Origin of the sequence: Priestia sp. JSM ZJ58 (assembly GCF_044383985.1) — a bacterium.
Taxonomy (GTDB): Bacteria; Bacillota; Bacilli; order Bacillales; family Bacillaceae_H; genus Priestia; species Priestia zanthoxyli.
In genome coordinates, this window is sequence record NZ_JBISEM010000001.1 from 449,763 (window position 1) to 469,442 (window position 19,680).

General features: G+C 40.4%; 18 protein-coding genes. 17 read left to right on the top strand and 1 reads right to left on the bottom strand.

What is annotated here, in order from left to right:
* Positions 1-47: 47 nt before the first annotated feature.
* The 14 genes from buk (at position 48) to ACH6EI_RS02380 (ending at position 16,065) form a co-directional block, all read left to right on the top strand.
* Positions 48-1,127 carry a butyrate kinase gene (gene buk, locus ACH6EI_RS02315; protein ID WP_390896062.1) on the top strand — a complete coding sequence of 360 codons (1,080 nt, stop codon included), beginning with the start codon at positions 48-50 and terminating at the stop codon, positions 1,125-1,127.
* Between the two features lie 28 nt (positions 1,128-1,155).
* Positions 1,156-2,577: a dihydrolipoyl dehydrogenase gene (lpdA, locus tag ACH6EI_RS02320; RefSeq protein ID WP_099331278.1), complete on the top strand. Its 1,422-nt coding sequence runs from the start codon at positions 1,156-1,158 to the stop codon at positions 2,575-2,577.
* Positions 2,578-2,597: 20 nt separating this feature from the next.
* Positions 2,598-3,590: a thiamine pyrophosphate-dependent dehydrogenase E1 component subunit alpha gene (locus ACH6EI_RS02325; RefSeq protein WP_013084976.1), complete on the top strand. Its 993-nt coding sequence runs from the start codon at positions 2,598-2,600 to the stop codon at positions 3,588-3,590.
* A 12-nt stretch (positions 3,591-3,602) separates the two neighbouring features.
* Positions 3,603-4,586, top strand: coding sequence for an alpha-ketoacid dehydrogenase subunit beta (locus ACH6EI_RS02330; protein WP_013084975.1), 984 nt, complete (start codon positions 3,603-3,605; stop codon positions 4,584-4,586).
* Positions 4,587-4,601: 15 nt separating this feature from the next.
* Positions 4,602-5,861, top strand: a complete 1,260-nt coding sequence (locus ACH6EI_RS02335) for a dihydrolipoamide acetyltransferase family protein (RefSeq protein ID WP_049166191.1) — start codon at positions 4,602-4,604, stop codon at positions 5,859-5,861.
* A 157-nt stretch (positions 5,862-6,018) separates the two neighbouring features.
* A complete protein-coding gene (locus ACH6EI_RS02340; protein WP_099331277.1) occupies positions 6,019-8,055 on the top strand; it encodes a methylmalonyl-CoA mutase family protein in 2,037 nt (678 codons plus the stop codon).
* On the top strand, positions 8,048-10,198 hold the full coding sequence (scpA, locus tag ACH6EI_RS02345) for a methylmalonyl-CoA mutase (protein WP_099331276.1): 2,151 nt from the start codon (positions 8,048-8,050) through the stop codon (positions 10,196-10,198). The genes ACH6EI_RS02340 and scpA overlap by 8 nt, the downstream gene beginning before the upstream one ends.
* Before the next feature lie 16 nt (positions 10,199-10,214).
* Positions 10,215-11,210: a methylmalonyl Co-A mutase-associated GTPase MeaB gene (gene meaB, locus ACH6EI_RS02350; RefSeq protein WP_099331275.1), complete on the top strand. Its 996-nt coding sequence runs from the start codon at positions 10,215-10,217 to the stop codon at positions 11,208-11,210.
* 192 nt (positions 11,211-11,402) lie between these two features.
* On the top strand, positions 11,403-11,840 hold the full coding sequence (locus tag ACH6EI_RS02355) for a BrxA/BrxB family bacilliredoxin (protein ID WP_028411575.1): 438 nt from the start codon (positions 11,403-11,405) through the stop codon (positions 11,838-11,840).
* A 281-nt stretch (positions 11,841-12,121) separates the two neighbouring features.
* Positions 12,122-12,925, top strand: coding sequence for a transporter substrate-binding domain-containing protein (locus tag ACH6EI_RS02360; protein WP_026106695.1), 804 nt, complete (start codon positions 12,122-12,124; stop codon positions 12,923-12,925).
* 31 nt (positions 12,926-12,956) lie between these two features.
* Positions 12,957-13,616, top strand: a complete 660-nt coding sequence (locus ACH6EI_RS02365; protein ID WP_013059114.1) for an amino acid ABC transporter permease — start codon at positions 12,957-12,959, stop codon at positions 13,614-13,616.
* The gene (locus ACH6EI_RS02370; protein WP_028411574.1) at positions 13,609-14,331 is read left to right on the top strand and encodes an amino acid ABC transporter ATP-binding protein; all 723 of its coding nucleotides are present in this window, start codon (positions 13,609-13,611) and stop codon (positions 14,329-14,331) included. Before ACH6EI_RS02365 ends, ACH6EI_RS02370 begins: the two co-directional genes overlap by 8 nt.
* Positions 14,332-14,491: 160 nt before the next feature.
* The gene (locus ACH6EI_RS02375) at positions 14,492-15,442 is read left to right on the top strand and encodes an aromatic acid exporter family protein (RefSeq protein ID WP_013059112.1); all 951 of its coding nucleotides are present in this window, start codon (positions 14,492-14,494) and stop codon (positions 15,440-15,442) included.
* A 98-nt stretch (positions 15,443-15,540) separates the two neighbouring features.
* The gene (locus ACH6EI_RS02380) at positions 15,541-16,065 is read left to right on the top strand and encodes a L,D-transpeptidase (RefSeq protein ID WP_014458269.1); all 525 of its coding nucleotides are present in this window, start codon (positions 15,541-15,543) and stop codon (positions 16,063-16,065) included.
* A 75-nt stretch (positions 16,066-16,140) separates the two neighbouring features.
* Here ACH6EI_RS02380 and prli42 read toward each other — a convergent pair whose 3' ends face one another.
* Entirely contained in the window at positions 16,141-16,236 is a 96-nt protein-coding gene (gene prli42, locus ACH6EI_RS02385; RefSeq protein ID WP_149917156.1) for a stressosome-associated protein Prli42, read from the bottom strand.
* 149 nt (positions 16,237-16,385) lie between these two features.
* Here prli42 and mce point away from each other — a divergent pair, with 149 nt between their 5' ends.
* The 3 genes from mce to ACH6EI_RS02400 are packed head-to-tail and all read left to right on the top strand — an operon-like array spanning position 16,386 to position 19,498.
* Positions 16,386-16,811: a methylmalonyl-CoA epimerase gene (mce, locus tag ACH6EI_RS02390; protein ID WP_099331274.1), complete on the top strand. Its 426-nt coding sequence runs from the start codon at positions 16,386-16,388 to the stop codon at positions 16,809-16,811.
* Positions 16,804-18,354, top strand: coding sequence for an acyl-CoA carboxylase subunit beta (locus ACH6EI_RS02395; protein ID WP_033579719.1), 1,551 nt, complete (start codon positions 16,804-16,806; stop codon positions 18,352-18,354). The genes mce and ACH6EI_RS02395 overlap by 8 nt, the downstream gene beginning before the upstream one ends.
* A 25-nt stretch (positions 18,355-18,379) precedes the next feature.
* A complete protein-coding gene (locus ACH6EI_RS02400) occupies positions 18,380-19,498 on the top strand; it encodes a tripeptidase T (protein WP_013084962.1) in 1,119 nt (372 codons plus the stop codon).
* Positions 19,499-19,680: the final 182 nt, after the last annotated feature.

Below are 19,680 nucleotides of genomic sequence, written 5' to 3' on the forward strand. Positions count from 1 at the left end.
TAGCCTTCGTTTATGAGAATGATAAGGTAGGAGGACATGTGTTGGATATGCACGAATATCGAATGCTGATAATAAATCCGGGTTCAACGTCCACAAAAATTGGCGTATTTCACAACGATAAACCAATTTTTGATCGAACAATCCGCTACGATTCACAGCAAATGAATCAGTTTGAGACGATATATGCACAGTATGAGTTCCGTAAAAACTCGATTTTAGAGGCACTTGATGAAGAAGGGATTAATTTATCTAAATTAAGTGCAGTATGTGGAAGAGGAGGGCTTTTACGCCCGATTGAAGGCGGCACATACGAAGTAAATCAAGCCATGCTCAAAGATTTAAAAGACGGTTATGCCGGCCATCATGCTTCCAATTTAGGCGGGATTTTAGCGTTTGAGATTGCATCTGGATTAAATATTCCAGCGTACATTGTTGATCCAGTGGTGGTAGATGAGCTAAGTGACACCGCTCGTATCTCAGGAACTCCTTTTATGGAAAGGAAAAGCATCTTTCATGCGCTGAATCAAAAATCGGTGGCTCGAAAAGTGGCCAAAGAAATGAATAGCACATACGAACAAATGAACGTTATTGTTACCCATATGGGCGGAGGCATTACAGTTGGAGTTCACAAGTGTGGAAAAGTAATTGATGTGAACAATGGCCTGCACGGCGACGGTCCTTTTAGTCCAGAGCGCGCTGGCGGTGTACCGGTTGGTGAATTAGTTCGTCTTTGCTTTTCAGGTCAGTATTACCGCGAGGAGATTATGAAAATGCTTGTAGGAAAAGGCGGGCTTGTCGGTTATTTGGGTACATCTGACGTGCAGAAAGTCGAAGCGCTAGTGAAAAATGGAAACGAAAAAGCTAAGCTTATCTACGAAGCAATGGCTTATCAAATTTCGAAGGAAATTGGAGCTGCCAGTACGGTATTGCATGGAAAAGTAGACGCCATTATTCTAACGGGAGGCATTGCTTATTCAAAAGCGTTTGTTGAGCTGATTATTAATCATGTAAAGTGGATTGCAGATGTCATTGTTTATCCTGGGGAAAATGAGCTTCAAGCGCTAGCTGAAGGGGCTCTCCGAGTGCTTACAGGTGAAGAAGAAGTGAAGGAATATAAAGGCGCTTAATAGCGTTTGCAGAAAGGTGTGAAGCAGTGTGGCAAAAGAATATGATTTGGTCATTCTTGGCGGTGGAACCGGAGGATACGTAGCAGCTATTCGTGCCTCTCAGTTAGGTCTATCAGTAGCGGTTGTGGAGAAAAATAAGTTAGGCGGCACATGCCTGCACGCAGGGTGTATCCCAAGCAAAGCTTTACTAAGAAGTGCAGAAGTCTATCAAACGGCTAAGAAAAGCAGTGAATTTGGCGTAGAAACGTCCAATGTACTATTGAACTATGCACGTGTACAAGAACGAAAGTCAGAAATTGTTTCACAGTTACATAACGGTGTCAAACAGCTAATGAAAAAAGGTAAAATTGACGTATATGAAGGAATTGGACGTATTTTAGGACCTTCTATTTTTTCTCCTATGCCAGGAACCATCTCCGTTGAATTAAAAAGCGGTGAAGAAAACGAAATGCTTATTCCAAAGAATGTAATTGTCGCAACAGGGTCTCGCCCTAGAACATTACCTGGTTTAACGATTGACGGAGAGAAAGTAATCACTTCAGATGAAGCATTAAAGCTGGAAACACTTCCTGCTTCTATTATTATTGTGGGAGGCGGCGTCATTGGAATTGAATGGGCGTCAATGCTCACAGATTTTGATGTTGATGTAACGGTTGTGGAATACAGCGATCGAATTTTACCAACAGAAGATCAAGATATCTCCCGTGAAATGACGAAGCTTTTAAAAGCAAAAGGAGTTACCATTATTACTTCTGCTAAAGTAATGGCTGATACACTGTCTATTGATGGTCAGGTGAAAATTTCGGCTCAAGTAGGAGACGATATGCAAGAATATGAAGCAGAAAAGCTGCTTGTATCTGTAGGGCGTAAAGCGAATGTCGAAGGAATTGGTCTCGAGAATACTGATATCGTAGTAGAAAACGGTGTGATTGCCACGAATGATTTTTATCAAACGAAAGAATCTCATATCTACGCAATTGGAGATGTGATTGGCGGACTGCAGCTTGCACATGTAGCTTCTCACGAAGGGATTGTAGCTGTGGAGCATTTACACGGTGAAAAGCCTTTGAAGATTGATTATACAACAATCTCTAAATGCGTATATAGCAGCCCGGAGGCAGCAAGTGTAGGATTAACAGAACAAGAAGCAAAACAGCAAGGATTTCAGCTGAAGGTTGGAAAGTTTCCGTTTAAGGCCGTTGGAAAAGCTCTTGTATATGGAGAGGCAGAGGGATTTGTTAAAATTATTGCCGATGCCGACACAAATGATGTTCTTGGTGTGCATATGATTGGACCTCACGTGACGGATATGATCTCTGAAGCGGGTCTTGCAAAGGTATTGGATGCTACACCATGGGAAATTGCTCATACCATTCATCCTCACCCTAGCCTTTCAGAAGCAATGGGAGAAGCTTCATTAGCTGTAGATGGAAAAGCGATTCATTTTTGATGATTAAAGGAGGTTTAAACATGACAAAAAACCGTCATGAATCATTAGGATTAACTGATGAACAAGTACTTGAAATGTACCGCACTATGCTGCTTGCACGAAAAATTGATGAGCGTATGTGGCTACTAAACCGTGCAGGGAAGGTGCCTTTTGTTATTTCATGTCAAGGTCAAGAAGCCGCTCAAGTTGGCGCAGCTTTTGCCTTAAACAGAGAGAATGATTACATATTACCTTATTACCGCGATCTGGGTGTTGTGCTGGCATTTGGAATGACCGCGCGCGATTTAATGCTTTCTGGGTTTGCTAAAGCAGAAGATCCAAACTCAGGAGGTCGTCAAATGCCAGGTCACTTTGGCCATAAAGAAAAGCGAATTGTAACAGGATCTTCTCCAGTTACAACACAGGTGCCTCATGCAGTAGGAATCGCTTTAGCAGGACGGTTGGAGAAAAAAGACTTAGTCACGTTTGTCACGTTTGGAGAAGGATCTTCTAACCAAGGAGATTTCCATGAAGGCGCGAACTTTGCAGGTGTTCATAAGCTTCCTGTTATCTTTATGTGTGAAAATAACAAGTATGCGATTTCTGTTCCGGTTGAAAAGCAGCTAGGATGCGCAAAAGTATCTGATCGTGCGATTGGATATGGTATGCCAGGCTACACAATTGATGGAAACGACGTCCTTGAAGTATACCGAGTGGTAAAAGAAGCAAGAGATCGTGCATCCAGAGGAGAAGGGCCTACTCTTATTGAAACTGTTTCAGAGCGTTTGACTGCCCATTCAAGTGATGACGATGATCGTGCATATCGCGGCGCAGAAGAATTGTCTGAAGCTAAAAAGAGTGATCCGCTTGCGTACTTTGCGACTTATTTAAAAGAGGTTAACGTGTTAACCGATGAACGAGAAAAACAAATGCTTGATGATATTATGAACATCGTTAATGATGCAACAGATTATGCTGAAAACGCTCCTTATGCAGAAGCGGAATCGGCTTTAAAATACGTGTACGGTGAGTAAGGAGGAGAACATATGCCGGTTATTTCATATATTGATGCAGTAACAATGGCCATTCGTGAAGAAATGGAAAGAGATTCCCGCGTGTTTGTATTAGGAGAAGACGTAGGGAAAAAAGGCGGCGTATTTAAAGCAACCAACGGACTGTACGAACAGTTCGGAGAAGAAAGAGTTATTGACACACCTCTTGCAGAGTCTGCTATTGCAGGCGTAGGAATCGGAGCGGCAATGTACGGCATGCGTCCGATTGCTGAAATGCAGTTTGCTGATTTTATTATGCCTGCAGTCAATCAAATTGTGTCAGAAGCAGCAAAAATTCGCTATCGTTCTAATAATGATTGGAGTTGTCCAATTACAATTCGAGCTCCTTACGGCGGCGGAGTTCACGGTGCTCTTTATCATTCTCAATCTGTTGAAGCACTATTTGCCAATACGCCAGGGTTAAAGATTGTGATGCCTTCTACGCCTTATGATGTAAAAGGATTATTAAAAGCAGCTATTCGTGATGATGACCCAGTTCTTTTCTTTGAGCATAAGCGTGCGTACCGTTTGATTAAAGGAGAAGTCCCTGAAGATGATTATGTACTGCCGATTGGCAAAGCAGATGTAAAGAGAGAAGGAGACGACATCACGGTTATTACATATGGTCTTTGTGTACACTTTGCTCTTCAAGCTGCTGAAAAACTAGAAGCAGACGGTATTTCAGCACACATCTTAGATTTAAGAACGGTCTATCCACTTGATAAAGAAGCTATTATTGAAGCAGCCTCTAAAACAGGTAAGGTCCTGCTTTTAACGGAAGACAACAAAGAAGGCAGCATTATGAGCGAAGTAGCAGCTATTATTGCTGAACACTGCTTATTCGATTTAGATGCGCCAATTCAGCGCCTTGCTGGCCCTGATGTTCCAGCTATGCCGTATGCACCAACAATGGAAAAATATTTTATGGTGAATCCAGATAAAGTAGAAAAAGCAATGAGAGAATTAGCTCAATTTTAAAAGGAGTTGTATCAATTGGCTATTGAAAAAATTACGATGCCGCAGCTCGGTGAAAGTGTAACAGAAGGTACAATTAGCAAATGGCTCGTTTCTGTTGGAGATCACGTAAATAAGTACGACCCGTTAGCTGAAGTCATGACGGATAAAGTAAATGCTGAAGTGCCTTCTTCTTTTAGTGGAACAATTAAAGAGTTAATTGCAGGTGAAGATGATACTTTACCCGTGGGAGAAGTGATTTGTTTAATTGAAGTAGAAGGAACTGTACCTCAAAAAGAACAGAAAACGTCTGATAAGACTGTAGAAGAATCAGCGCCAAAAACAGCGGACAGTCAATCCAATAAAAGCCGATACTCTCCAGCTGTTATGCGTCTGTCACAAGAACATAATATTAATTTAGATACCGTGACAGGAACAGGAGCGGGCGGCCGCATTACGAGAAAAGATATTTTAGCTGTTATCGAAAAAGGCGGAGCTTCTGAAGTGAAAGAAACACCTGCATCAACAGTTCAGCCAGAAGCACCCGTAGCGGCAGCTGCTCCGAAAACGAAGCAACCCGCGCCGGTTGTGTCTGCAGCCGGAGATCAAGAAATCCCTGTTTCAGGCGTGCGTAAAGCTATTGCAGCAAATATGCTTCGCAGTAAACACGAAATTCCGCATGCATGGACAATGGTTGAAGTTGATGTAACGAACTTAGTTTCTTATCGTGATGCATTAAAGACGGAGTTCAAACAAAAAGAAGGTTTTAACTTAACTTATTTTGCGTTCTTCGTAAAAGCAGTGGCTCAGGCTTTAAAAGAATTCCCTCAAATGAATTCAATGTGGGCAGGAGACCGTATTGTTCAGAAAAAAGATATTAATGTATCTATTGCTGTTGCAACAGACGATGCTTTATTTGTGCCGGTTATTAAACAAGCCGATGAAAAGACAATCAAAGGCATTGCGCGTGAAATTACAGAGCTTGCGCAAAAAGTTCGTACGGGTTCATTGAAGTCTGAAGACATGCAGGGCGGAACGTTTACTGTTAACAACACAGGCTCATTTGGTTCCGTGCAATCAATGGGGATTATTAATTACCCGCAAGCGGCTATTTTACAAGTGGAATCTATTGTAAAACGTCCGGTTATTATTGATAACATGATTGCTGTTCGAGATATGGTTAACTTATGTTTATCACTTGATCACCGCGTGTTGGACGGCTTGGTGTGCGGCAGGTTCTTGGCAAGAGTTAAAGAGATTTTAGAATCTACGTCTAAAGAGAATACGTCCGTCTATTAAAAAAAGCAAATGGAGCTTTCTCCATTTGCTTTTTTATTTTGAAGCAATGATTGAACAATTTGTAAAAGATGTATTAAAATAAAAGAAGAATCATCAAACTTCAAAGTGTAATCATCTAGGTCTAGCAGGCAGCTATTAACTGTAAAGGGGCATGGAAATGAAAACAAATACATTATCATTTCATGAATTTACACGTACACCTAAAGAAGATTGGGCACAGGAAGTTAGCAAAAACACCGCGCTCCGCTCAAAAGAAACGTTAGAAAACATCTTTTTGAAACCGCTTTATTTTGAAAGTGATACGGCACATTTAGACTACTTGCAGCAGAGTCCGGCGGGAATAGATTGTTTAAGAGGAGCCGGTAAAGAATCATACATACTAGGGGAATGGGAAATCACCCAAAAAATCGACTTACCTTCTATTAAAGAAAGCAATAAACTTCTTTTACACAGTTTGAGAAATGGACAAAATACGGCCGCTTTTACGTGCAGTGAAGCAATGAGGCAAGGAAAAGACGTTGATGAAGCAACTGAAGCTGAAGTAGCCTCAGGCGCTACAATTTCTACTTTAGAGGATGTTGCTCATTTGTTTCAGCATGTAGCTCTTGAAGCTGTGCCTTTATTTTTAAATACGGGATGTACATCCGTTCCACTTCTTTCGTTTCTAAAAGCATACTGTGTTGATCATAACTTTGATATGAGACAGCTAACAGGTACGGTTGGAATGGATCCGCTCGGCACTCTTGCTGAATACGGGAGAGTTCCACTTTCTACTCGAGATTTATACGATCATTTAGCTTACGCAACGCGTTTGGCTCACAGTAATGTTCCAGAGCTCAAAACGATCATTGTATCAAGCATTCCTTACCATAACAGCGGTGCAAACGCTGTTCAAGAACTAGCTTATATGCTTGCTACAGGAGTGCAGTATATTGATGAATGCATGAAACGCGGTCTGTCCTTACATCAAGTTTTACCTCACATGACCTTTTCTTTTTCAGTTAGCTCACATTTATTTATGGAAATATCAAAACTTCGTGCTTTTCGCATGCTTTGGGCAAATGTGGTTCGTGCTTTTGATGACACGGCCGTTTCAGTGCCGTTTATTCATACGGAAACGTCACGTCTTACACAGTCTAAAGAAGATATGTATACAAATGCATTAAGGAGCACGGTTCAAGCGTTTGCTTCTATTGTAGGAGGAGCGGATAGTCTGCATATTGAACCATATGATTCCGTTACATCCTCATCTTCTCAGTTCGCTCATCGCCTTTCCCGTAATACTCACTTAATTTTGCAGCACGAAACACATATATCAAAAGTAATGGATCCTGCCGGAGGCTCTTGGTACGTTGAAGCTTACACACATGAATTAATGACAAAAGCTTGGGAGTTATTTGGCAACATTGAAGACCACGGCGGAATGGAAGAAGCTTTAAAACAAGGGCGAATTCAAGATGAAGTTGAACAAATGAGAGTAAAAAGACAAGGAGATATAGAGTGCCGAATTGAGCGCTTGATCGGAGTCACACACTATGCTCCTAAGCAACACGCTGCATCTGAAGAGATAAAAAGCACTCTGTCTAAAAAAGAAGAAAGAAAAATGAATAAATACAGTGACCAGAACACTTCGGAATTTTCATCAAATCTTTCGCTAGAGGACTATACAAAGCTAGCATCTAAAGGGGTAACAGCAGGGTGGATGCTAAAACAAATGGCGAAGCAGTCACAGCCAGACAGTGTTGTGCCGCTCACTAAGTGGAGAGCAGCAGAGAAGTTTGAAAAAATACGGGTTTATACAAAGGGAATGAGCATTGGCATTATGGAGCTCGTCGATCCTAGCAGCCATAAAAAAGCTGAGATTGCCCGGTCTTTATTTGAAAGCGCAGGCTTTGCGTGTGAAACAATTAAAAACATAGATTCCTACGTCGAGATAGCAGATTGGATGAATGAACAAAAGCACGAAGCATATGTAATCTGTGGAAGTGATGAACTCGTGGAAAAGCTCTTAACAAAAGCGATGACTTATTTTGAGGAAGATTCCGTTTATGTGTACGTAGTAGGGGAAGAACACGTATCACGCAAAACGCAGTGGCAGCAAAAAGGTGTAATGAGCGTCATACATCCTAAGACAAATGTTATTCAATGCGTTAAGAAGTTATTATGTGCTTTGGAGGTAGAAGTTCATGTATAAAAAGCCTTCTTTTTCTAATATTCCATTATCATTTTCAAAGCAGCAAAGGGAAGATGACGTGACTCAAAGTTCATTCACTGCTTTTCAAACAAATGAACAAATTGAATTAAAATCATTATATACAAAAAAAGACAGAGATGACCTCGACTTTATTCACTTTGCACCTGGTATTCCACCGTTTGTGAGAGGACCGTATGCAACGATGTATGTGAATCGGCCTTGGACGATTAGACAGTATGCAGGATACTCAACGGCGGAGGAAAGCAATGCCTTTTACCGCCGAAACCTAGCTGCTGGACAGAAAGGGCTGTCTGTTGCTTTTGACCTAGCTACCCACCGCGGCTATGACTCTGATCATCCAAGAGTTGTTGGAGATGTAGGGAAAGCAGGAGTGGCAATTGATTCAATGATTGATATGAAGCAGCTGTTTGAAGGGATTCCGCTTGATCAAATGTCCGTGTCGATGACGATGAACGGGGCGGTTCTTCCTATTTTAGCTTTCTACATCGTAACAGCTGAAGAACAAGGAGTAAAAAAAGAAAAGCTGGCTGGAACGATTCAAAACGATATTTTAAAAGAATATATGGTGCGCAATACGTATATTTATCCTCCTGAAATGTCCATGCGAATCATTGCGGATATTTTTAAATATACAGCGGAGCATATGCCGAAATTTAACAGTATTAGTATATCAGGCTATCATATGCAAGAAGCAGGCGCTCCAGCAGACTTAGAGCTTGCTTATACGCTTGCAGATGGACTTGAATATGTACGAACCGGCTTGAAAGCAGGAATTTCAATTGACGCGTTTGCACCGAGACTATCCTTTTTCTGGGCAATTGGAATGAACTACTTTATGGAAGTAGCGAAAATGAGAGCGGGGAGGCTGCTGTGGGCAAAACTCATGAAACAGTTTGAGCCGGACAACCCTAAATCACTCGCTCTTAGAACGCATTCTCAAACGTCCGGATGGAGCTTAACCGAGCAGGATCCATTTAATAATGTTATTAGAACATGCGTCGAAGCTCTGGCTGCAGTGTCAGGACATACGCAATCGCTTCATACAAACGCACTGGATGAAGCGATTGCTCTTCCGACTGATTTTTCAGCTAGAATTGCTCGAAATACGCAGCTTTATTTGCAAAATGAAACGGAGATTTGTTCCGTCATTGACCCTTGGGGAGGCTCTTATTATGTGGAATCATTAACGAATGAATTAATGATAAAAGCGTGGAAGCACCTTGAAGAAATAGAGCAGCTCGGCGGAATGACAAAAGCAATAGAAGCAGGCGTACCTAAAATGAAGATAGAAGAAGCTGCTGCGCGCAGACAAGCAAGAATAGACTCGCAGGTAGAAATTATTGTAGGTGTGAATCAGTTTCAGCCGGAGCAAGAAGAACCGCTTGATATTCTTGATATTGATAACACAGCAGTTCGAATGAAGCAGCTGGAAAAGCTAAAGAAAATACGCAGTGAACGTAACGAACAAGCGGTACTCGAAGCGCTTAATCGACTGACCACTTGTGCCAAAACAGGCGAAGGGAATCTCCTTGCTTTTGCGGTTGAAGCTGCAAGAGCTAGAGCTACACTAGGTGAAATTTCAGAAGCCATTGAGAAAGTGGCTGGAAGACATCAGGCTACTTCTAAGTCAGTCAGCGGGGTATACAGTGCGGAGTTTGCGCATCGAGATCAAATCGAAGAAGTTCGAAAGCTCACGGCTGAATTTTTAGAGGAAGAAGGAAGACGCCCAAGGATTTTAGTGGCGAAAATGGGGCAAGACGGTCATGACAGAGGATCAAAAGTGATTTCAACAGCCTTTGCTGACCTTGGATTTGATGTGGATATTGGCCCTTTATTTCAAACGCCTGAAGAGACAGCAAGGCAAGCTGTAGAAAACGACGTACATGTGATTGGCATAAGCTCTTTGGCAGCCGGGCATAAAACGTTACTGCCGCACCTTGTTGATGAGTTAAAGAAATTAGAGCGCGACGATATCGTTGTTATTGTCGGAGGCGTTATTCCGAAACAAGACTACTCATTTCTTTTAGAGCACGGCGCTTCTGCAATCTTTGGACCTGGAACAGTAATCCCAAAAGCGGCCGTTTCCGTCTTACATGAAATAAAGAAACGGTTAGAAGAATAGTTGGTGAAGACAATTGGTGAAATTAAAAACGGTACAAGATTATAAACAAGGGCTGCTTGAAGGGAAAAGAACAGCGTTAGCTCAAGCCATTACTTTAATTGAAAGTAAAGCGCTGAAGCATAAAGCAATAGCACAACAGCTGATTAAAGAAATCTATCCCCATACGGGGCATTCAGTGCGCATTGGTTTTACAGGCGTACCAGGAGCAGGAAAAAGTACGCTGATTGACAAATTTGGATCGTATCTATGCAAAAATGGCCATTCCGTTGCAGTTTTAGCAGTCGATCCAAGCAGTACCTTGTCTGGAGGAAGTATTTTAGGAGATAAAACCAGAATGGAGCTGCTTGCCAAACAAGAGAACGCTTTTGTCCGTCCTTCACCTTCTCAAGGAACGCTTGGAGGTGTTCATCTTAAAACGAGAGAAGCCATTTTTCTTTGTGAAGCGGCTGGGTATAACATCATATTTGTCGAAACGATGGGTGTTGGCCAAGGTGAAATGATTGTAAAAGAGATGGTAGACTTCTTTGTTTTGCTTGCTTTAACCGGAGCAGGAGATGATTTGCAAGGAATTAAAAAAGGGCTGCTTGAATGGGTTAATTTAATTTGTGTAAATAAAGCAGACGGGGATAACCGGCTAAAAGCAGAAGTGACTGCAAAAGAATACAAAAGTGTCATCGGTTTTCTTCACGGTCATTCCGGAGGGTGGAAACCACAGGTCATCACAACTTCTGCTTATGAAGAAGCGTCGTTTCAACATTTATGGCAGATAATTTGTGACTATAAGGAATGGATGAATAAAAAAGATCTGTTTTATGCAGTAAGACAAAAGCAAATGAAGGCATGGTTACAAGCAAGTGTTAATGAATATTTACAAGAATCATTTTATGAACATCCTTTAGTTAAGCAAACATTAGGGGATGTTGAAAAACAAATGATGACCGGAGATGCCACAATGGCTGAAGCTCTCCAACACTTGATTAAAATCTATCAGCAGGCGATGAAAGAAATTTAAAAAAGGATCCTGCATTTTATGCGGTCCTTCTACACTAGGGAGTTAAGAGTATGGTTTTCTAGCTGTAAAAACAGTATCACCATTTCTTTTCTTGTTTAATCTTGATTACCAAGAAAAAATGAGTCAAAGCAATCGCCTTTTTAGTTTTCGTTTGCTATGATAAAGGATAGATAGCAAAAGGGAGGTATGAAAATGAATATCGATTTTAACTTGTTTATGAACGACGTTGTTCGTCAGGCCCGTAAAGAAATTACAGCTGCTGGTTATACAGAATTAACGACGGCTGAAGCGGTAGATGAAACGTTTAAACAGCCTGGCACAACGCTTGTAATGGTGAATTCAGTTTGCGGTTGTGCAGGAGGTATTGCAAGACCTGCTGCAGCGCACGCTGTACATTATGATAAACGTCCAACAAACTTGGTTACAGTATTTGCTGGGCAAGATAAAGAAGCAACTGCGCGTGCACGCGAATACTTTGAAGGTTATCCGCCTTCATCTCCATCTTTCGCTTTATTAAAAGACGGAAAAATTATCACAATGGTAGAGCGTCACGAAATTGAAGGCCATGAGCCAATGTCAGTTGTGATGAAGCTGCAAGAAGCGTTCGAACAGAACTGTGAAGAAGTGTAAGAGAGAAGCCGTTTTGAACGGCTTCTTTTTTTATGCATTTTTTTATCCGTCTGTATGCAGGCTTTCTAATGAGTGGAAAATGTTGAGAAAAGGTATTTTCAAATAGTGAAACTTATATTTAAAAAAGATATTGCATATTTATAATGTTGTGTTAAAATACATTTATATGAATATATATTTAAATTTCGACATTTACTTGCAATAGTAAAAAACTTATTTCATAATATTATTAATTTTTAAAAAATAATGTAAGGAATAAACTAGGGGGAACGAAGATGAAATTGAAAAAGTGGTTATCGGTAACGGCAATTGGTCTCTTAACAGCAGGCGTTTTAGCTGCATGCGGAGCAGGAGAAGGAACGTCTAATGGAGGAGCAAGCAGCGACGACAAAGATAAAAAAGTACTTGTAATGGGAACATCAGCAGATTACCCACCCTTTGAATATATTGATACGGCAAAAGGTGATAGTGAAGCAATCGGATTTGACGTAGATTTAGCAAAAACAATCGGTAAAAAGTTAGGCTATGACGTGCAGGTAAAGGATATGGAATTTGGCGGATTAATTCCAGCTTTACAATCTAATAAAGTCGATTTAGTTTTAGCCGGTATGACGCCAACTGAAAAGCGTAAAAAGAACGTGGACTTCTCAGACGTATACTATGAAGCAAAAAACATGATTGTATCGAAGAAAGATGCGCCAATTAAAAACGCAGAAGAACTAAAAGGAAAAACAGTCGGTGTACAAACTTCTTCTATTCAAGCAGACGAAGCAAAAGAAATTGCAAAAGAAGTTGACGGAGTAAATGTAACAACGCGTGACCGTATTCCAGAACTAATTCAAGAAATGAAATCAAATCGTATCGATGCAGCGATTATTGAAGATACAGTAGCTAAAGGGTATGTGAACAAAGACAAAAGCTTGCAAATGTCTGATACAGGACGTCCCGATTCAAGTAAAGGATCAGCAATCGCATTTCCTAAAGACAGCAAGCTAACGAATGACTTTAACCGTGAATTAAAGAAAATGAAAGAAAACGGTGAATTGGATAAATTAATCGTTAAGTGGTTTGACGACCAAAAATAAGAATGATAGTTAGAGAGGAATGGAACTAGGCATGAATTTGGATTTTTCGCAAATCGTGCCTTCTATGCCTTATATTTTAAAAGGGATAGGGGTAACGATACAGATAGTCCTAGCTTCAGCAATTTTAGGGTTTGTGCTGGGAGTTATTTTATCTTTATGTAAAATCAGCCGCAATAAACCTCTTCAATGGTTTGCGGATGCATATACGTCCGTGTTTCGCGGAACACCGCTTGTACTGCAATTATTATTAATATACTTTGGATTACCTCAGCTGCTCGGGTTTGATATTGCCCCGTTTCCAGCGGCCGTTGCTGCGTTCGGGCTAAACTCTGCAGCATATATATCTGAAATTATTCGCGCTGGTATTTTAGCTGTTGATAAAGGACAGCGTGAAGCGGCATTAGCGTTAGGAATTCCTTATCGCCGCATGATGGGACAAATTATTTTGCCACAGGCACTTAAAAATATTTTACCTGCTTTAATGAATGAGTTCATTACATTAACAAAGGAATCAGCTATCGTTACAGTTATTGGAGCACTCGACATTATGCGCCGTGCTTACATTGTAGGGGGAGAAAAATTCGCCTACCTTGAACCGTTAATTTTTGCAGGGTTGATTTATTATGTAATGGTAATGGGCTTAACGCTCCTTGGTAAAGCAGTCGAGAGGAGAATGAGAAAAGGTGATTAACGTTGAAAATTTACACAAATCATTTGGTAAGAATGACGTTTTAAAAGGTATTTCAACTACGATTAAGGAAAAAGAAGTCGTAGCTGTTATTGGCCCTTCTGGTTCTGGTAAATCTACTTTTTTACGCTGTATGAACCTGCTTGAAGAACCGACGAGCGGATTAGTTTCCATTAACGGTCAAGTGATTACAGATAAAAAAACAAACATTATGCGTGTGCGTGAAAATGTAGGAATGGTATTTCAGCATTTTCACTTGTTTCCACATATGACAGTGCTTGAAAATTTGACGTATGCTCCGATGACGGTAAAAGGCGTGTCAAGAGAAACGGCTGTTGCTAAAGGCAAAGAATTACTCCAAAAAGTTGGACTTGCTCAAAAAGCCAACGAGTTTCCAAGTCGCTTATCGGGCGGTCAAAAGCAGCGTGTAGCTATTGCAAGAGCATTGGCAATGGAGCCGAAAGTAATGCTGTTTGACGAACCAACATCAGCATTGGATCCAGAGATGGTAAAAGAAGTGCTAGATGTAATGAAGTCGCTAACAGAAACAGGAATGACGATGGTCATTGTAACGCATGAAATGGGATTTGCACGAGAAGTAGCGGATCGTGTGCTGTTTTTAGACGGCGGTGTGCTTGTTGAAGATGCGCCTCCGGCCGAATTTTTCTCAGCCCCTAAAAGCAAGCGTGCTAAAGATTTCTTAGAAAAGATTTTATAATAAAAAAAGTGCAGGAAGAGTACGATCTTTTCTGCACTTTTTTTATTGAAATTTATAAAGTACAGCAAGATTTAAGGTTGTGTTATTTTTCTATTCGTGTTAATAAAGAATAGAGTATTTTATCACACTAAAAAGAAACCAACATGTAGGAGTCTAGAAAATGAAATTTAAAATTGGGTACCGGACAATTAAAACAGCCGTCGGTACATCACTGGCTATTATTATAGCGCAGTTCTTTCACCTCGAGTTTTTTGTATCAGCTGGAATTATCACCATTTTGTGCATTCAAAATTCAAAGAAAAAATCGCTGCGAAGCGCAAGCGATCGTTTTATTGCTTGTTCTTTATCCATTCTGTTTTCGTTTATATTCTTTGAAGGGATTGCTTATCATCCACTTGTTATAGGACTGATGCTGCTTTTGTTTATCCCGGTTACGGTTATATTCAAAGTTAATGCAGGCATTGTTACAAGCTCCGTTATTTTGCTTCATATTTACTCCAAAGGCAATATGACGTGGGGAATCGTCTTTAATGAACTTGGCTTAATTGTAATTGGGATAGGGGTTGCCCTGCTTGTGAATTTATATATGCCAAGTTTAGATCAAGAGCTTCGCACGTATCAGCAAGAAATTGAAGAAAATTTCCGATCGATGTTAAAAGAAATTGCCCTGTATCTCAGAACCAATGACAGCAGCTGGGACGGTAAGGAAATTGCAGATACGGTAAAAATTTTAGAAAAAGCAAAAAGCCTTGCGTTTCGTGATGTAGAAAATCATTTTGTGCGTGGGGAAAATTATTATTACCGCTATTTTAAAATTCGTGAAAAACAGCTTGAAATTATTGAGCGTACGCTTCCTCTCATTACCGCTATTGATTTGGTGGTCGAACAGCGCTACATGATTGCCGATTTCATTGAAGAATTAAGTCTATCCATCCACCCCGGTAATACAGCAAAATTATTTTTAGCCAAACTTCAGCATTTACGAGAAGCGTTTGCAGAGATGCCGCTTCCTAAAACGCGGGAAGAGTTTGAAGCGCGTGCCGATTTACTGCACGTAGTCAAAGAAATTGAACAATATTTGGTTATTAAACAAACCTTAAAAATAAGTTAAACAGCATGCATGTTGTGTATCTTGCTTACGAACACTAAATAAGACAAGAGATGTCTCTCTTGTCTTTTACTTAGGACTAACGTAAGGTGGTGGATTACGTGCATGTGTTTGCTTTTATCCTTTTACTACTATCTCCGGTTTGGCCATTAGGAGAAAATCCGTTGCCAAATGATCCTTATATTATTATTAATAAACAAAGCAATGAGCTTGCTTATATTCAAAATAAAGAAATTAAACAAATTATTAAAGTAGCAACGGGGAAAACAGTTAATCTGACGCCCGAAGGGGAGTTCACGGTAACAGTAAAAGCTGTTAATCCTTATTATCGGAGAAGTAACATTGAAGGAGGCGCTCCTCAAAATCCTCTAGGTGTAAGGTGGATTGGGTTTGATGCAAGAGAGACTGACGGACGTATTTATGGGATTCATGGTACAAATCAGCCGGATTCCATCGGTAAATATGTATCGAATGGCTGTATTCGCGTAGAAAATCGTGAAGTAAGCCATTTATATGATCAAGTCCCGTTAGGTACAAAAGTATGGATTGTATCTACAGATCAATCTTTTGAAGAGTTAGCCGCTCAAAAAGGCATTGTGAATATACAGCAAAAGACTGGTGACTAGTCACCAGTCTTTTTTATATGTTTGCATTGCACAAAGAAACAGCAGTGCATCTATGTTTTTAGTCATCAGTCTCGATTAAAACCACATCGCAAGTCCCGCTAGAAGCGTAGATATTAACATGACAAGAAGCATTAAAAACACAATGGTTTTTTGGATTTTCTTATTAGACATACAACCAAAGTCCTCCTACACGTTTTTTTCTTATTTTACATGTCTTCCGCTGCTTAGACAAGCAACTTTCTGTACATACGCGAGCAGGAGATTTCTTTTGTTTTCAAGAATATGTGTAAATGAAAACGCTTTTTTAAAGAGGTGAGAAAGTGATAAAAGGAATTGATCACATAGGAGTAGCTGTAAAATCAATTGAAGGCAGCCTCCCTTTTTACGAAAAGGTATTAGGACTGTCTCTATTAAAAGTAGAAAAAGTAGAAGAACAAGGAGTAAAAGTGGCTTTTATTCAGTGCGGCAACGTAAAAATTGAATTATTAGAGCCGCTCTTTGAAGACAGTGCAGTCGGTGCGTTCATCAAAAAGAGAGGTGAAGGTCTTCACCATGTTGCTTTAGGTGTACGTACGATTGAAGAACGGATTAACGAGTTAAAGGAAAAAGGTATACAAATGATTGACGATGTTCCGCGAAAAGGCGCAGGGGAAGCATCCATTGCTTTTTTGCATCCTAAGTCAGCAAACGGTGTTCTTTATGAGCTCTGTGAAAAAACACTAGAGGAGGAGAAGAAACATGGTTGACATTTATGATAAATTAAATGAATTGTACGATAAGCGCCGGAAAATCGAGTTAGGCGGTGGAGACGAAAAAATTGAAAAACAGCACCATAAAGGGAAACTAACGGCACGCGAACGAATTGAAATTCTTTTGGATGAACATACATTTGTCGAGTTAAATCCGTTTATTGAGCATCGGTGTGCTGACTTCAGTATGAATAATCAAGTAGGACCAGGAGACGGGGTAGTAACAGGCTACGGCAAGATAAACGGTCGCTCAGTCTATTTGTTTTCGCAAGATTTTACGGTATTTGGAGGCGCGTTAGGTGAGATGCATGCTAAAAAAATTGCGCACGTAATGGATTTAGCGGCTAAAACAGGCGTGCCGTTTATTGGTTTAAATGACTCAGGCGGGGCTCGTATTCAAGAGGGCGTCATGTCTCTTGATGGATACGGTCATATTTTTTATCGAAACGCCATTTATTCAGGTGTTATGCCTCAAATATCTGTTATTATGGGTCCTTGTGCAGGCGGAGCCGTGTACTCACCGGCGATTACGGACTTTGTTTTTATGGTAGAAGAAACAAGTCAAATGTTCATTACCGGACCAAAAGTAATTGAAACCGTAACGGGGGAAAGCATTTCCTCTGAAAATCTTGGAGGAGCAGCTGTTCATAACGAAATTAGCGGTAACGCCCATTTCAGAGGTTCAACAGAACAAGAGGTACTAGAACAAGTACGAACGCTCTTAAGCTATCTTCCGCAGTCTAGTCAAGAGCAGCCTCCTTTAGCTTCAGAGGCACAGAGTGATCATTACCGTCCGGATTTATTAGACGTTGTCCCGTTTGATGCCGTGCGTCCTTACGATGTGCGTCAAGTCATTCACCAAGTAGTGGACGAGCACTCCTTTTTTGAAGTGCAAAAAGACTTTGCCAGAAATATTGTCATTGGTTTTGCCCGCATAGATGGAAAAGTTGTCGGACTTGTGTGTAACCAGCCTAAAGTAATGGCAGGCAGTTTAGATATTAACTCCTCAGATAAAGCAGCAAGGTTTATTCGGTTTTGCGATTCATTTAATATCCCACTTATTACATTTGAAGATGTTACAGGTTTTTTCCCAGGTATCAAGCAGGAACATGGCGGAATTATACGACATGGTGCTAAAATTTTATACGCATACTCCGAAGCTACCGTTCCGAAAATCACGGTGATCTTGCGAAAGGCGTACGGTGGTGCGTATGTAGCTTTAAATAGTAAATCGATTGGAGCCGACCTTGTGTATTCGTGGCCGAATGCAGAAATTGCTGTTATGGGTCCTCAAGGTGCTGCAAATATTATCTTTGCAAACGACATTCGAGGTAGCGAAAACCCAGATGAAACAAGACACGAAAAAATTGAGCAGTATCGCGAGAAATTTGCTAATCCTTACGTAGCGGCAAGCGCTGGAATGGTCGATGATGTGATTGACCCTCGGGAAACACGAATAAAATTAATACAAGCGCTTGAAATGTTGCACAATAAAAAGGAAGAGCGTCCAGCAAAGAAACATGGTAACATACCATTGTAGGTTATTTTTGGAGGGATTACATATTATGATTAATGAACAACGAATCGTTGATTTATTTATTGAATTAGTACAAGTAGACTCAGAAACAAAGCATGAAGAAAAAATTGCTGTTGTACTAAAAGAAAAATTTACTGCATTAGGCGTCGAAGTAGTAGAAGATGATGCCAAAGAAAAAACCGGACACGGAGCCAACAACTTAATCTGCACACTGCCAGCTACAAAAGAAGGAGTAGACACAATCTACTTTACTTCTCATATGGATACAGTCGTACCTGGAAACGGTATTAAACCGTCTATTGAAGATGGCTATATTAAAAGTGACGGCACGACAATTCTTGGAGCGGATGATAAAGCAGGCTTAGCAGCAATGCTAGAAGCCATTACCGTATTAAAAGAAGAAAACATCGCGCACGGCAAAATTGAATTTATTATTACAGTAGGAGAAGAATCTGGCTTAGTGGGCGCTAAAGCTCTTGATTCTAGTCTCGTAACGGCAAAATTCGGCTATGCTTTAGATAGCGATGGCAAAGTGGGAGACATTATTGTTGCTGCGCCGACGCAAGCAAAAGTAAATGCAACAATTTATGGAAAAACAGCTCATGCAGGTGTAGCTCCTGAACGAGGCGTTTCTGCTATTACGATTGCTTCAAGAGCCATTTCTAAAATGCCGCTTGGACGTATTGATGAAGAGACTACAGCGAATATTGGACGTTTTGAAGGTGGAACGCAAACGAATATCGTGTGTGACCGCGTCGATATTTTAGCAGAAGCTCGTTCATTAATTCCAGAAAAAATGGAAGCACAAGTAGCGAAAATGAAAGAAGCGTTTGAAACAGCTGCACAAGAAATGGGCGGACGTGCAGAAGTTGATATTAAAGTGATGTATCCAGGCTTTAAATTTGGCGATGGAGATCATGTTGTCGAAGTTGCTAAAAAAGCCGTGGCTAATATCGATCGTCCTTCACGCCTACTTCAAAGCGGAGGCGGAAGCGATGCAAATGTAATCGCAGGCTTTGATATCCCAACAGTAAATTTAGCAGTTGGTTATGAAGACATTCATACAACCAATGAAAAAATTCCGGTAGAAGAACTGGTGAAGACATCTGAACTAGTAGTGTCGATTATTAAAGAAGTAGCAAAATAATAGTTGCAGCCTTGCTTTTATATAAAAGCAAGGCTTTTTACATAGTGAATAGTAAATAGTCTGAATTTTTTAACATAATGTATAATGAAGAAAAGACGGTCGTTTTGTACAATAAAGTTAGTAATACATTTTACAAAGTAGAAGTTGAAAATAACGTATATAAAAAATATGTAAGCGCTTTC

Bases quoted from the DNA above. Each gene is read 5' to 3' on its own strand.
- scpA (WP_099331276.1), top strand. From the start codon at position 8,048: ATGTATAAAAAGCCTTCTTTTTCTAATATTCCATTATCATTTTCAAAG.
- ACH6EI_RS02330 (WP_013084975.1), top strand. From the start codon at position 3,603: ATGCCGGTTATTTCATATATTGATGCAGTAACAATGGCCATTCGTGAA.
- ACH6EI_RS02365 (WP_013059114.1), top strand. From the start codon at position 12,957: ATGAATTTGGATTTTTCGCAAATCGTGCCTTCTATGCCTTATATTTTA.
- ACH6EI_RS02375 (WP_013059112.1), top strand. From the start codon at position 14,492: ATGAAATTTAAAATTGGGTACCGGACAATTAAAACAGCCGTCGGTACA.
- prli42 (WP_149917156.1), bottom strand. From the start codon at position 16,236: ATGTCTAATAAGAAAATCCAAAAAACCATTGTGTTTTTAATGCTTCTT.
- ACH6EI_RS02355 (WP_028411575.1), top strand. From the start codon at position 11,403: ATGAATATCGATTTTAACTTGTTTATGAACGACGTTGTTCGTCAGGCC.
- ACH6EI_RS02395 (WP_033579719.1), top strand. From the start codon at position 16,804: ATGGTTGACATTTATGATAAATTAAATGAATTGTACGATAAGCGCCGG.
- ACH6EI_RS02340 (WP_099331277.1), top strand. From the start codon at position 6,019: ATGAAAACAAATACATTATCATTTCATGAATTTACACGTACACCTAAA.
- ACH6EI_RS02325 (WP_013084976.1), top strand. From the start codon at position 2,598: ATGACAAAAAACCGTCATGAATCATTAGGATTAACTGATGAACAAGTA.
- ACH6EI_RS02400 (WP_013084962.1), top strand. From the start codon at position 18,380: ATGATTAATGAACAACGAATCGTTGATTTATTTATTGAATTAGTACAA.
- buk (WP_390896062.1), top strand. From the start codon at position 48: ATGCACGAATATCGAATGCTGATAATAAATCCGGGTTCAACGTCCACA.